Raw genomic sequence first — 13,438 nt, forward strand, 5'->3', positions numbered from 1 at the left:
AGATGCCGTATGCGCTGAATGGTGTACGCGCGGACGAGGGGAATGTGCTGACAAGGGGAGGGCGCTGGCAAGGGGAGGGGCGTGTGTTCGCCGGTAGAAATAGTTCGCCCCGTGGTGACCGATATATCGTGGCGGACTTCATATTTACGGTTTATAATGGGTATGTGCGTAAGTACAACTGACACATGTGATTACGAAGAGAAGAGCATTATGCTTTCAAAATATAACTGGATGTCCTTGGTTACCGGTCTGTTGCTGATTGCAGCGGCAATCTACATGTTCGCCAATCCCGCTATTCCGCTGGTAGTTCTGGGTTATGTGTTCTCCATTTCGGTGTGGCTTGGTGGCGTGTTTGAACTGGTACGTTACTTCGGCACGCCAAAGCAGGCACGTACCGGCTGGGACCTGGTTGACGGCATCTTGACCGTGGTGGCTGGCCTGATTCTGCTGACTGCCTCGGTGGGTGCACAGGCAACCTTCATCCCGACCATTGTGGGTACGTGGATGATTATGTGGGCGCTGATTCGTCTGATGACTGCCCAGGGCGTGAAATACCTGAGCTACGCCGCCGGACGCCACCTGCAGCTCTCTGCTATTGGTACCCTTATTCTGGGCTTGCTCGTGGTGCTGTTCCCGATAATCTACGGCGTGGCGGCAGTATGGATGGCAGCACTGGGTCTTCTGGTGACCGGTCTGGTATTCGTGGGTGACTTCTTTGTTTCCCGCCGCACCAAGAGCACCGTGCACATTTCCCCGGACGGTGTGATTGACGGCGAAGCTAAATAAGAGCTTCCAAACGGCTTCTAGACCGTACACTAGAACATAAGAAAGACCGTGTGAGACAACCACCTCACACGGTCTTTCTGTATGCTCTGCCAGGTTCGCCTGACGCCTTCCGGTAGTCCTAGCGGTGCTCTGCTTTATCGATATTCCGGCAGGCGGAACATCATTTCCTGCGCCACGGTCGCCACCAGCTCACCGGAACGATTGAAAATCGAACCCTGCGCGAGCATCCTGCCGCCCTGCGCGCTCGGGGAATCCAGCACGTACAGCAGCCACTCGTCGGCGCGCGCCGGGCGGTGGAACCACATCGCGTGATCCAGCGAGGCGCTCTTGAGGCCCGGTTCCAGCCAGAACTTGCCGTGACGACGCAGAGCAGGCTCCAGCGGCAGGTAATCCGAAGCGTAGGCGATAGCGGCGCGGTGCTCCGCCTCCGACGCCTCAGAACCATCAGCATGCACCAGGCGGTCAAAGGTCTTGAACCACACGCAGGCACGCGGCTGTGTCGAGGAGGCATCCGCCTGAGTGTACAGAGGTGCGTCCACGTGTCGCATATCAATGGGGCGTTCCCACGCGACCGCCTGTGCAATTGGGTGGGGGAGCTGGCCCAGGTAGTCGCTGACCATCGGCAGCGATTCGGGGTCCGGCACCTCCGGCATGGTCACTGCGGTGTGCTCCGGGCCGCGGCTATCAGACTGGAAAGACATAATCGCCGAGAACATGGGCGCCTCATCATGGAACACCTGCACTCGGCGGGTCGAGAAGGAACGGCTATCGTTCAGGCGCTGAGTGGCGAAGAACAGTTCACGCTCAATATCGCCGGGGCGCAGAAAATAGGCGTGAATCGAGTGGATGTCCTTGCCCTCCACCGTGCGGTCGGCGGCAATAATCGACTGGGCAAGAACCTGACCACCGAAAGTACGCGGCTGCTCGCGGGTGAGCGTCACGCCGGTAGACACTTCATCACTACCGAAGGAGGCGGGCGCCGCCTCCACGGGGGAGAGGTCCAGCATCCGCATGAGGTTTTGGGTCACAGTGGGCTTGGTCATGGTTTTATTCTCGCACGTTTTCAATGAACCGGTTTCTGGCGTAGAGTGGGAGAGCATACTCTGAGACAACCACGACAGGTTGATTCGGAACATTGACTAGGAACGATGACCCGGATTGTCGATCCGGAACGTCTGCCTAACACACCATCGCAGATATCACCCACCCCTTGCCACCGAGCAGGCCTACGCCGAAAAGGAGCAGAAATGACTACGCCGTCTGAAACCACCCCTGACAATACCCCCGTGCAGGAGAACGCTCCCGACCAGAACAGCGCATCGAACGCGGCAGCACCCATTGAGCTCAAGTACAACCCCCACGAAGGCGTGGAGGAGCCCTACCTGATCCTGCCCGGCGGCGCGCAGGGTGCCGCAGTCGTCAAGGATCTTGCCACCTACATCTCCCGCGCTCTGGCCGTAAACCCGGATGCGGCTATCCGCCTGACCGCGCGCGGTCGCGTGGTGGCGGTGTTCGCCTGCTCCCTGGAGCCGGAGGACGCCTCCTCGGACGCCCCGGTTATTATGGGTCTGCGAGCCCTGCACCTGCTGGCTGACTCGACCCTGGACATGACCGTTCAGGCGCAGTCGCTGCTGGACCGTCTGGCGCGTCTGCAGAAGCAGGCAGAAGAACAGATCAACGAAGAGAACCCGCAGCTGGTGCTGTTCATGCCGCCGGTGACCGTCAACGCCAGCTGGGCTGGCAAGTCAGCCCCGCTCAGCGGCTGGTACGAGGTTGGTACCGTCCCGGTTGAAGAATTCCACCGCGCCACCGCAGAGGGCCTGGAGGCGGTAGAACGCGCCCTGCCCGAGAACCCCGGTGCCGCGGTGCTTTCCACGGTGCGCTCGCGTATTTGGTCCTCCGATATGGTGCTGGAGTACCTACCTGAGTTCGATACTGTGCTTGTACCGACCGGCGCGGCATTCGCCCTGCGCGTGTTCGGTTTCATCCCGGAAGGCTTCACGGGCGATCTGCCGCTCTTCGCTGCGCATGTAGGTTCGGAGGAGTGGCTGCGCATTGTGGCGCCCGCCGGTATGGTGCTGGTGCGCCGCGGTTCCGGTTCGCTACTCTAACTTTCCTCGAGACATTTCTAGATTTTTTACGCTGGTGGTGTGGGCTCTTTGCCTGCGCCACCAGCGGTTTTTCTATGCCGTATGACATCAACGGGGTAGTTGTAATAATGACATTCGATAGGGCATTACTTTACGAAAATAGGGTATTCTAGAGAGACTACGCCCTTTCACCGGGGCGTCTTTGACACACCGATTACCAGCCACACCGCACGGGAACTCTTCCGCCGCGCCCTCACCAGGCGCATTCTTCCCGTACGGTTCGAAAGTGAGACCTATATGGATCTGATTGCAGTCGACATTGACGGTACCCTTGCCAGCAACCGAGATCAGATGGACAAGTACCTGACCGGTTTCTTCGCAAGCAACCGCCGATTCTTCAAGGCCATCCGCAACGCCACGGTCAATGTTGAAATTGCCGACCGTGTTCGCGAAATCGCGGCAGACACCGGCGCAGAGGTCGTAGTAATTACCGGCCGCGATGGCACCTACATGAAGGAATTGAACCAGTTCATCGCCCGCGCAGGTCTGGAACCCAAGCACGTGTTCGCTAAGCCCGGCAACGACGGCTCCAACAGCCCCGCATGGAAGGACTCCATCATCGAGTCCTTGGTTGCTGACGGCAACCGCATTATCCACGCTTTTGAAGACAGGGAACACGAAGTGTACCTGCGCCGCGGCATTCCCGTGACCTGGGTTGCTCCGATTCGCGACTACACCGGCGAATGGCACTACGAGTCGATCGACATTGACCCGGTCGCCTGGGCTGCCGAGCAGCGTGAGAAGGAAGCCGCTCGTGAGCGTCAGAAGCGTCGCCTTGCGGAGGGCGTGCTTGCACACCAGAAGGCTGAGGCGAAGGAACGCAAGGCAAGCGTCGCGGCATAAAACCTGCACACTAACTTAAGAGCTGCGGTGGGTAACCCACTCAAACGAATGAGGCGCCGGAAGGATGTATTTCCTTCCGGCGCCTTATTTTTTGATGCCATATGCGTTGATCGAAGCTGATGTACTCGGCTGATTACACAGTTAGTTTACGCGGTGCCGAGCAGTTCACGTAGACGAGTCGCAAAGGGGCCCGCCAGCTTATGGTGCGCCTTCTCCTTCAGATGCACGCCATCAGCCATGTCACCCTCAGCCAGGTAGAGGCTCTGCCAGCCCGAGGTGTCCATGAACAGCACGCCGGTCTCGCGGGCACCCTGCCTTGCCACCTCGTTTGCCACGTGACGCTTATGCGCCACCTGCTTATCCGGTGCAGACGCCTCATCCATAGACACCACACCACCGAACACAATCTTCGACGACGGGTACATACGTCGCAGCTGCTCAATGACCTGAGTCTGGTGAGCGTTCACGTGCTCGCGCGCCTTCGTCTCATCCTCGTGAATGTAAATGTCATTGCCGGAGGCGTCCAGGTAAATCACGCCGGGGTTACCACTCGGCAGAGCCCAACGGCCGCCCATCACACCCTGATAGTAGGAAGGGCACACACCCTCGCGAGCGGTCACAAAACCCACGCCGCCGCAACGGAACAGGTACGGTACAAAACCCGCCTGCTTCAGGCCCAAACCAACCCAGGAGGTTGAGGTCACCTGCGAGTCACCAATCACCAGGGCATCCTTAGCGCCCAGAACGTTGGTGTTACGCGGCAGGCTGTTCGCCTTATCCCAGTAGAGTTCAGCCTTCTCAAACTTGGTGTACAGAACGCCGTTCTCGGAACGCCAGCTCACCGGCAGGCCCTCCCAGCCGGCAAAGTCGCTGTACCCGCGCTGCTTCCACCAGTGCGTGTAGACGCCGGATTCCACCGCGACCGGGCCGTACTTGGGGGTGTACATGACCACGCCACCCTTGAACTGCTGAACCAGCATGTCGGCGGCATCAGCGGAGGTGGGGAACGGCGCCTGAATCTCACCGGTTGCCTGCGCGCCCTCCTTGCCGAAGGCGTTCTGCGCGGTGCGTTCCATCTTCTGCGCCGGGGTGGTCGGTTCCGGAGTCGGCTCGGGGGAGGGGGACTCGCTGGGGCTTTCCTGCGCCGACTGGGTAGGCTCGGCGCCCGCAGCAGCGGTAGCGGCGGTGCCACCGGGCGCGATGAAGCCTCCTGCGGAGTACACGCCAAAGGAACCGGCGGCAACCACAGCAAGGATTGTGCCGGTCAGAGAAACTTTCGCGATAGGAGACTTGATAGAAGGCATGCACAACAGTATACGATAGGCGCAACCCCAAGTAGAGAGCTTTTGAGGGATATTCAAATGAAAATAACAAAAAATATGCACCGCAGTGACAAGAATTAGACTCGGTGCGCAAACCGGTATGCAAACCGGTGCGCAAACCGGTGCGCAACTTGGGGCACAACTCAAAATAGAACCGGCATAAACCCCATATAGAAACGTCCCCTCCCACCCCGAATCGGGGTAGAAGGGGACGAATAAAAACCCATGAGCAAAAACCTATGAGAGCAGGCAATGAACCCGCCTCAGCTCACAAGCATTGTTAGATGTCAGCCGCCTGAACCTTCAGCGCACGAGCCACGCCGTCGCGTGCCTCCGCAATCTGACGGTACAGAGCCGCAGCATCCTCAGGCAGAGAAGCCAGGTACGCCTCGGTACGCTCCAGCAGCTCAGCGGTCGGCTCGCTCGGGTACATGCCACCAATAATCTGCATGGAAATCTCGTGCGAACGCGAACGCCAAATACCCTCAATCTGCTCGAAGTACGGCTCATTGTACTGGGCAATCAGCTCGGGCTTGCCGGACTTGAAACCGGAAATAGCGTAACGCTGAATCATGTTCGACAGCTCGCCGGTCACCATGATCTTGTTCCAGTACTCAGCCTTTGCCTCCGCGGTCGGAATCGACGCGTATGCCTGAGCGGCGTACTGCTGACCGTTCGCGGTGTTGTCGTTCTCCAGCTCCGCAGCGATCTGCTCGGCGGAGAAACGGCCACCGGTAGCCAGGCGGCACACCAGGTTCCAACGCAGGTCGGCGTCAATGTCCAGGCCCTCAAGGGTCAGCTCACCCTCGAAGAGGCGCTGCACATTGTTGTACTGGTCCTCGGTGCGGGTCTGGTTGATGAACGCCTGCAGCAGCTGCAGCTGAGCATCCGAGTCGGGCTCTGCAACGCATGCCAGCTCCCAGAGACGGTCAGCGGCACGGTGGCGGGTCTCCTCGCGAGCCTCAGGAGCCACGAAGGAGTGCAGGGTAGCGGACAGGTTGTTGATCTGGGTGCGCAGAGCGGTGGAGTTGGTCTCCTTACCGATGTTGTTCAGCACCAGGTCAACGTACTTACGCGCCGGCATCTGAGCGTCACGCACGGTATCCCAGAGCGAACCCCAGACCACGCCGCGAGCCACGGACGAATCAATGTCGCCCAGGTGCTTGATAGCGGTCTCGATGGAACGCTCGTCCAGGCGAATCTTTGCGTACGCCAGGTCCTCATCGTTCAGCAGCAGCAGGTCGGGGCGCTTCTTGCCGAGAGCCTCCTCAACCACGGTCAGCTCGCCGTCAATGTCCAGCTCGATGCGGTCGGTGCGGGTCAGCTTGCCGTCCACCAGGTTGTAGAAACCAATTACCGCACGGTGCGGGCGCAGGGTCTCGAAGCCCTCAGCGTAGGACTGGCGAATACCCAGCGAAGAGATGTTGCCAGCCTCGTCGTTCTCAATCTCAACGGCGAGAGTGTTCACGCCAGCGGTCTCAAGCCACTTAGCGCTCCACGCACGCACGTCACGGCCGGAGGTGCGCTCCAGCTCAACCAGCAGGTCGTCCAGAACGGTGTTGCCCCAGCTGTGCTTATCGAAGTACACCTTCAGAGCAGCCATGAAGTTCTCCTGGCCAACCCACGCCACCATCTGACGCAGCACCGAAGCGCCCTTCGCGTACGTAATGCCGTCGAAGTTCACCTGAACATCGGCAAGGTCACGGATCTCAGCCACAATCGGGTGAGTCGAAGACAGCTGATCCTGACGGTACGCCCAGGTCTTCTCCGACGCGGCGAAGGTAGCCCACGCCTCCTTCGCGTAGCGGGTGTTCTCCGCTGCGGCCAGAGTCGACATGAACTCAGCGAAAGATTCGTTCAGCCACAGGTCGTTCCACCACTTCATGGTGACCAGGTCGCCGAACCACATGTGAGCCAGCTCGTGCAGAACGGTGATAGCGCGGCGCTCACGCAGAGCCTCCGCAACCTTGGAACGGAAGACGTAAGTCTCCAGATAGGTCACGCAGCCAGCGTTCTCCATCGCACCGGCGTTGAACTCGGGCACGAACAGCTGATCGTACTTCTCGAAGGGGTACGGGGTCTTGAACTGCTCCTCGTAGAACTCGAAGCCCTGACGGGTCAGCTCAAACATGTCCTCAGCATCCACAAACGGCATGAGGGACTTACGAGCGTACACGCCCAGCGGAATCACGCGACCCTCAGAGTTAGTCAGCTCGCTGGTGACCTTTTCGTAGGGGCCAGCCACAATCGCGGTAATGTACGAAGACATGCGCGGGGTCGGCTTGAAGAACCAAGTCTTCGCACGGCCGCAACCGCACTCCTTCTCCTCAACCTTCACCTCGGGCTGGTTAGACACAACCACCCAGTGCGAGGGAACGCGCACAATAAACTCGAACTCAGCCTTCAGGTCGGGCTGCTCAAAGACGGGGAACACGCGGCGGGAGTCCGGCACCTCAAACTGGGAGTACAGGTACACTTCGCCGTCGGCGGGGTCCACGAAACGGTGCAGACCCTCACCGGTGTTGGTGTAGAACATCTCTGCGTCAATGACCAGGGTGTTCTCAGCAGCAAGGTTCGGCAGCTGGATGCGCTCGCCGTCCGCCAGGTCGGTGCTCAGCTCTTCGCCGTTGAGGTTAATGGACTTGACCGAGGAGGTGATGGCGTCAATGAAGGTGGAGGCACCTTCCTGAGCGTCGAAGCGAATCTCAACCTTCGAGGAGAAGACGTCTTTGTCCTTCGGAAGGTCAAGTTCAATACGGTACGAGTGCACGCGCTTAATAATGGATGCGCGTTCGGTTGCCTCATTGCGGGTTAGGTTCAGGCCGGGCATACAGCTCCCTCTCCTTAGATGTGAATAGCGTGCCGTGTTGACACGCCCTGTCATGGTGCGCTGGTTCCCGAGGTGCGCGGCTCCTGCGACGCTGCATACGTAGCGCTGGAGGCGTTCAAGTTTGGGCGCGGCGAATCGGGACACCAAAAAGTGCCATATCCCACAGTCTACCGTATAGGTGGGGGTCTAGAAGGCTCCGCATTACCCGAACCCGCGCGAATTCGATACAGTTAAGACAGAAAAAACCCAAACGGGGAAGCGTATCCCACCTGATGGATGCGTGGCGCACTCTAGCAACGGCGCTCAGAACTGAGAACCGGCGCCTCCCACGAACGCACAAACGCACGTCACACCAAGACAAAATCACCAGGAGAGTACCTTGCGCGTACACATCGCAACCGACCACGCTGGCCTCGAGCTGAGCCACTACCTGATTGAGTCCCTCACCGCTGCGGGCTACGAAATGATTGACCACGGCCCCGCCGACTACGACCCGCTGGACGACTACCCCTCGTTCTGTATTAACGCAGCCCTTGGCGTGAAGCGTGACCGCGAGGCTGGCCTGGACTCCCTGGGTATTGTGCTGGGCGGTAGCGGTAACGGCGAGCAGATGGCTGCGAACAAGGTTGATGGTATCCGCGCGGCTCTGGCATGGAACCACGACACCGCGGCACTGGCTCGCGAGCACAACAACGCACAGGTTGTAGCTGTGGGCGGCCGCCAGCACAGCAAGGAAGAAGCGCTGGAAATCATCAAGGTCTTCCTGGCTACCCCCTGGACCAACGAGGAGCGTCACGCACGCCGTATCGGTCAGCTGGCTGAGTACGAGCAGACCGGCGACATTGCCGGCAAGCAGATTGACGCTGCCTAAGCTCTAAAATCTGAGGCGCATAGTGCAGGCTATGCGCCTCAGTCGTCTCTGCACCCCATATAATCCACGCTATTTCTAGCCGACAAGTTTTCGAGGAGAACCCGTGCCCGAAGGCCACTCCATCCACCGTATAGCCCGCCAAATCAGTGACGTCTTCACCGGCGAGCGCGTGCAGGTTTCCTCCCCGCAGGGCCGCTACGCTGAGGGTGCCGCCCTGCTGGACGGGCACACCATCACCGGGGCGTACGCGCACGGTAAGCACCTGTTCGTGACCTTCGAGAACGACCTGACCCTGAACGTGCACCTGGGTATTTACGGTAACTGGAGCTTCGGCGGGGACGAGACGTTCACGGGTGCTTCGAGCATTGGCGCGCCCCGCAAGATCGGCGAAAAAGAATACGCGGCGGGGGAGGGGGAACCCTACGCCGGTCCTCCCGAACCGAAGAGTACGGTGCGTTGCCGTATTGTTTCGGAGCACGGCTGGGCGGACCTGGTGGGCCCTACTATCTGCCGTACCCTCACCCCGGAGGAGGTGCGCACCGTCCGCTCCAAGCTCGGCCCCGACCCGCTCAACCCGGATGCCGACCCCGAACAGTTCTACCGCGCGGCACGTAAGAGCTCCCGCCCGATTGGTGTGATTCTGATGGACCAGGCGGCAATCTCCGGCGTGGGCAATATCTTCCGCGCCGAGTCGCTGTACCGCCAGGAAATTGACCCGCTACGCCCCGGCAAGAGCCTCAGCGACGAGGAGCTGAAGCGACTCTGGGAAGACAATAAGCACCTGCTGGTCATCGGCGTGCGCGTGGGGCGCATCATCACCACCGAACCCGAAGACCGCCCCGGCGTACCCGAAACCGAAGCGTGGCCCGACCACGCCAACTACGTGTACATGCACCACGGCGAGCCCTGCCGCCGCTGCGGAACCACCATCCGCATGGAAGAAATCGCAGGCCGCAAACTCTACTGGTGCCCCGGCTGCCAGGTCTAAAAACTGCTCAAATATTTGACAGTCCAGATGGAACCTCGATACTATAGTCAAGTTCCATTCCGGGGATGTAGCTTAATGGTAAAGCCTCAGTCTTCCAAACTGATTACGCGGGTTCGATTCCCGTCATCCCCTCGCACAATCCCCCCCGACGTTGTCGGGGGGATTTTTTGTGCTCGGGGATGAAGGGAATCGCTTACGCATGCGGATTTATTTCCTCGCGCGCTCGGAATCCGCACGCTCCAGCTCGTCATCCCCTCCACCTCGCATCCACACAAAACACCCTACAAAACCAAGGGAGATAGGGGAGTACGCGCTCAGTGGAAATAAACCGCGCACGAGCTGCTGTGTTGGGCATTTAGCGGGAAAACAGGTAAACTAGGGCACTGACTGTGTTAAACACGCAAGTGTGCAACACGGTCGGTTTCACGGGGCGTGGCGTAGCTTGGCTAACGCGCCTGCTTTGGGAGCAGGAGATCGCAGGTTCGAATCCTGTCGCCCCGACGTGAAACGGTTGCCGCGACGCTACAAGGTCGTGGCGCTCTTTCCACTAAGCAACCGCGGCACACACGATTCGTGCCGCACCGAAACTATATGAGGAGATCACGGACGTGAAGACCGCCGTCGAGAAGCTCAACCCGACCCTCGCAAAGATTGAGGTCGAGGTTCCCTTCGCAGAATTCAAGCCCTACCTGGACCGCACCTACAAGAACCTCTCGGGTCAGATCAGCGTTCCCGGCTTCCGCAAGGGTAAGCTGCCCAAGCAGCTCATCGAGCAGCGTGCGGGCTTCGACTACATCGTCGAGGCATCCCTGAACGACGCTCTGAACGACTACTACGCACAGGCACTGGGCGAGAACGAACTCTCCCCCCTGGCACAGCCCGAGCTGGACGTTCAGTCCCAGCCCTCCACCGAGAACCGTGAGGCAGACGTCAAGCTGACCATCACCGTCACCGTCCGCCCCGAAATCGAGCTGCCCAACTACGAGGGCCTCGAGGTTGAGGTTGACGAGGTAGAGGTCACCGCTGAGGACGAGGTTCAGGCACTGGACGCTCTGCGTGAGCGCTTCGGCACCCTGAAGACCGTTGAGCGCCCCGCAGCTGACAAGGACTTCGTGACCATCGACATCGCAGCTGAGATCGACGGCGAGCAGGTTGACGCAGCAAACGACCTGTCCTACCAGATTGGTTCCGGCACCATGCTCGACGGCATCGACGAGGCTCTGACCGGCCTGTCCGCTGGCGAGGACGCAACCTTCGAGACCAAGCTCTCCGGCGGCGAGCACGCAGGCGAGCAGGCAACCATCAAGGTCAAGCTCACCGCAGTCAAGGAGCGCGAGCTGCCCGAAGCTGACGACGAGTTCGCACAGCTGGCTTCCGAGTTCGACACCATCGAAGAGCTGAAGGAAGACATCAAGAAGCAGGTTGCAGAAGCTAAGGTTGCCGAGCAGGGCACCCAGGCACGCGACAAGGTCCTCGCAAAGCTCGTTGAGCTCGTCGAGATCCCCGTCCCCGAGAAGGTTATCGAGGACCAGCTCGAGCAGCACTTCAACAACCCCAACGCTGAAGCAGACCACGACACCGAGGAGCACCGCGCCGAGGTTCGCGAGAACACCGAGACCGCATTCAAGAACGAGATGGTTCTCGACGCTGTTGCGGACAAGGAAGAAGTGACCGTTGACCAGGCTGAGATGATCAACTACATCATCACCATGAGCTCCCAGTACGGCATGGACCCCAACCAGTTCGCACAGATGCTGGACGGCTCCGGCCAGGCTGGCGCACTGGTCGGCGAGGTTCGCCGCTCCAAGGCTCTGGCAGCAGTGCTGAAGACCGCAGTGGTCAAGGACACTAAGGGCAACGTTGTTGACCTGTCCAAGTACCTGGGCGAGGGCGAAGAGGCAGCTGCTTAAATCCCCGCCACGGTCTGCAAGAAGCCACCCCGCTAGAGGGCGTGAGCTGATTGCTTGAAACGTGTAGCCTCAGCGGGCATCCACCGAATTACCGGTTGGGTGCCCGCTGAGGCTCTTTTCACCCCAAACTATTCCGCACTCAAGTTATTCCGTACCGAGGTTTTCGCCTCTGCTTCACCCCCTGGCGAACGAACAACCCGAAGGGAAGCGGGGGAGAGCAACTATCGGTAAGGTAGTAGCAACGAAACTTTTCGCGTGCGCTCCGGCGCGTAAATCGCGCAAAGATGCAGCGAAGACCCATTAGAGAAGAAGAGGAAGAATGTCCAGCTACATGCCTCTGCCCATCGGCGCCTCCCAGGCAGCCGGCGTGGCGCCCGCGCCGTCTATGGCAACCCCCATCGTTGGTGCCCAGGAAGATTACGTCTACAACAGCCTCCTGAAGGAGCGCATTATCTGGCTCGGCTCCGAGGTGCGCGACTCCAACGCCAACCTCATCTGCTCCCAGATGCTGTTGCTCTCGGCTGAAGACCCCGAGGCAGACATCTACCTGTACATCAACTCTCCCGGCGGCTCCGTCACCGCCGGCATGGCTATCTACGACACCATGCAGCTCATCCCGAACGACGTGGTGACCGTGGTGACCGGTATGGCAGCATCCATGGGTCAGTTCCTGCTCACCGCAGGCACCATCGGCAAGCGCTACGCAACCCCGAACGCCCGCATCCTCATGCACCAGCCCCTCGGCGGTATTGGCGGTACCGCATCGGATATCCGCACCCAGGCTGAGCTGATTCTGGACATGAAGAAGCGCCTGGCAGAGATCACCGCTGAGCGCACCGGCAAGAGCCTGGAAACCATCCTGAAGGATAACGACCGCGACAACTGGTTCAACGCGGAAGAAGGCCTGGAATACGGCTTCTTCGACCACATTGCCACCACCGCCGGTAAGCTGCCCGAATCGAAGAACGCATAAGGGAGATGCACATGAACTACCTGCCGAACGATATCACCACCTCGGCGCCGGCTATGCCGAGCAACCGCTACGTGCTCCCCAGCTTCGAGGAGCGCACCCCCTACGGTTACAAGCGTCAGGACCCGTACGCAAAGCTGTTTGAGGACCGCATCATCTTCCTGGGCACCCAGGTGGACGACGCATCCGCTGACGACATCATGGCTCAGCTGTTGGTTCTGGAGGCGCAGGACCCCGAGCGTGACATCACCCTGTACATCAACTCGCCCGGCGGTTCCTTCACCGCAATGACCGCCATCTACGACACCATGCAGTTCATCCGCCCCGAGATCCAGACCGTGTGCCTGGGCCAGGCGGCATCCGCTGCGGCGGTTCTGCTGGCTGCCGGTACCCCCGGCAAGCGTCTGGCGTTGCCGAACGCTCGCGTGCTGATTCACCAGCCCGCGCTGAGCGGCCAGCAGGGCGGTCAGGCATCTGACATTGAGATTCACGCGAACGAGGTTATGCGTATGCGTGAGTGGACTGCACAGACCCTGGCACTGCACTCGGGCAAGACCTACGAGGAAGTTGACCGCTCCATTGAGCGTGACAACATTCTGACTGCGGCTGCTGCTCTGGAGTACGGCCTGGTCGACAAGGTGCTGGAGTCGCGTAAGCTGCGTAAGCCTGCGACCAACACCGCTATTTCCCACACCTAAACTTTAGTTTTGAGGAATACCCCGATTTTTCGGGGAGGGGCGGCATCGCTCCGTGTGCGAGCCTTCGGGC

11 protein-coding genes and 2 tRNA genes are annotated in these 13,438 nt (G+C 59.8%); 10 read left to right on the plus strand and 3 right to left on the minus strand.

All coding sequences use genetic code 11. From position 1 onward, the window contains the following. Positions 1-210 precede the first annotated feature (210 nt). Positions 211-786 carry an HdeD family acid-resistance protein gene (locus RQ593_RS01985; RefSeq protein WP_135007788.1) on the plus strand — a complete coding sequence of 192 codons (576 nt, stop codon included), beginning with the start codon at positions 211-213 and terminating at the stop codon, positions 784-786. 134 nt (positions 787-920) lie between these two features. Here the strand turns inward: RQ593_RS01985 and RQ593_RS01990 are convergent, their stop codons facing one another. Further along, positions 921-1,829 (minus strand): acyl-CoA thioesterase II, encoded by a 909-nt coding sequence (locus tag RQ593_RS01990; RefSeq protein WP_070687623.1) that lies wholly within the window; start codon positions 1,827-1,829, stop codon positions 921-923. 204 nt (positions 1,830-2,033) lie between these two features. Here RQ593_RS01990 and RQ593_RS01995 point away from each other — a divergent pair, with 204 nt between their 5' ends. Further along, positions 2,034-2,897 (plus strand): transcriptional regulator, encoded by an 864-nt coding sequence (locus RQ593_RS01995; protein ID WP_070687625.1) that lies wholly within the window; start codon positions 2,034-2,036, stop codon positions 2,895-2,897. Between the two features lie 276 nt (positions 2,898-3,173). Beyond that, on the plus strand, positions 3,174-3,779 hold the full coding sequence (locus RQ593_RS02000; RefSeq protein WP_311449669.1) for a peptidase: 606 nt from the start codon (positions 3,174-3,176) through the stop codon (positions 3,777-3,779). A 146-nt stretch (positions 3,780-3,925) separates the two neighbouring features. Here the strand turns inward: RQ593_RS02000 and RQ593_RS02005 are convergent, their stop codons facing one another. Both RQ593_RS02005 and pepN read right to left on the minus strand, forming a co-directional pair. After that, positions 3,926-5,083, minus strand: a complete 1,158-nt coding sequence (locus tag RQ593_RS02005; protein WP_311449670.1) for an SGNH/GDSL hydrolase family protein — start codon at positions 5,081-5,083, stop codon at positions 3,926-3,928. Between the two features lie 298 nt (positions 5,084-5,381). After that, a complete protein-coding gene (gene pepN / locus RQ593_RS02010) occupies positions 5,382-7,931 on the minus strand; it encodes an aminopeptidase N (RefSeq protein WP_311449671.1) in 2,550 nt (849 codons plus the stop codon). A gap of 379 nt (positions 7,932-8,310) precedes the next feature. Here pepN and RQ593_RS02015 point away from each other — a divergent pair, with 379 nt between their 5' ends. The 7 genes from RQ593_RS02015 (at position 8,311) to RQ593_RS02045 (ending at position 13,368) form a co-directional block, all read left to right on the plus strand. Further along, positions 8,311-8,802, plus strand: a complete 492-nt coding sequence (locus RQ593_RS02015; protein ID WP_005505713.1) for a ribose-5-phosphate isomerase — start codon at positions 8,311-8,313, stop codon at positions 8,800-8,802. Between the two features lie 103 nt (positions 8,803-8,905). Then, complete coding sequence (locus RQ593_RS02020) at positions 8,906-9,790, plus strand: Fpg/Nei family DNA glycosylase (RefSeq protein WP_049327798.1); 885 nt, start codon at positions 8,906-8,908, stop codon at positions 9,788-9,790. A gap of 61 nt (positions 9,791-9,851) precedes the next feature. After that, a tRNA-Gly gene (locus RQ593_RS02025) sits at positions 9,852-9,922 on the plus strand. 294 nt (positions 9,923-10,216) lie between these two features. Then, positions 10,217-10,291 (plus strand) — tRNA-Pro (locus tag RQ593_RS02030). Between the two features lie 107 nt (positions 10,292-10,398). Continuing rightward, complete coding sequence (tig, locus tag RQ593_RS02035) at positions 10,399-11,700, plus strand: trigger factor (protein ID WP_294626653.1); 1,302 nt, start codon at positions 10,399-10,401, stop codon at positions 11,698-11,700. 319 nt (positions 11,701-12,019) lie between these two features. Continuing rightward, the gene (locus RQ593_RS02040) at positions 12,020-12,673 is read left to right on the plus strand and encodes an ATP-dependent Clp protease proteolytic subunit (protein ID WP_005505718.1); all 654 of its coding nucleotides are present in this window, start codon (positions 12,020-12,022) and stop codon (positions 12,671-12,673) included. A 5-nt stretch (positions 12,674-12,678) separates the two neighbouring features. Continuing rightward, positions 12,679-13,368 carry an ATP-dependent Clp protease proteolytic subunit gene (locus tag RQ593_RS02045; protein ID WP_012903382.1) on the plus strand — a complete coding sequence of 230 codons (690 nt, stop codon included), beginning with the start codon at positions 12,679-12,681 and terminating at the stop codon, positions 13,366-13,368. The last annotated feature ends 70 nt before the right edge of the window (positions 13,369-13,438 follow it).

The sequence above is a fragment of the uncultured Rothia sp. genome (assembly GCF_963507905.1).
Lineage (GTDB): Bacteria > Actinomycetota > Actinomycetes > Actinomycetales > Micrococcaceae > Rothia.

Coding starts and splice junctions, on each gene's coding strand:
- RQ593_RS01990 (WP_070687623.1), bottom strand. CDS start 1,829: ATGACCAAGCCCACTGTGACCCAAAACCTCATGCGGATGCTGGACCTC.
- RQ593_RS02000 (WP_311449669.1), top strand. CDS start 3,174: ATGGATCTGATTGCAGTCGACATTGACGGTACCCTTGCCAGCAACCGA.
- RQ593_RS01995 (WP_070687625.1), top strand. CDS start 2,034: ATGACTACGCCGTCTGAAACCACCCCTGACAATACCCCCGTGCAGGAG.
- RQ593_RS02005 (WP_311449670.1), bottom strand. CDS start 5,083: ATGCCTTCTATCAAGTCTCCTATCGCGAAAGTTTCTCTGACCGGCACA.
- pepN (WP_311449671.1), bottom strand. CDS start 7,931: ATGCCCGGCCTGAACCTAACCCGCAATGAGGCAACCGAACGCGCATCC.
- RQ593_RS01985 (WP_135007788.1), top strand. CDS start 211: ATGCTTTCAAAATATAACTGGATGTCCTTGGTTACCGGTCTGTTGCTG.
- RQ593_RS02040 (WP_005505718.1), top strand. CDS start 12,020: ATGTCCAGCTACATGCCTCTGCCCATCGGCGCCTCCCAGGCAGCCGGC.
- RQ593_RS02045 (WP_012903382.1), top strand. CDS start 12,679: ATGCACATGAACTACCTGCCGAACGATATCACCACCTCGGCGCCGGCT.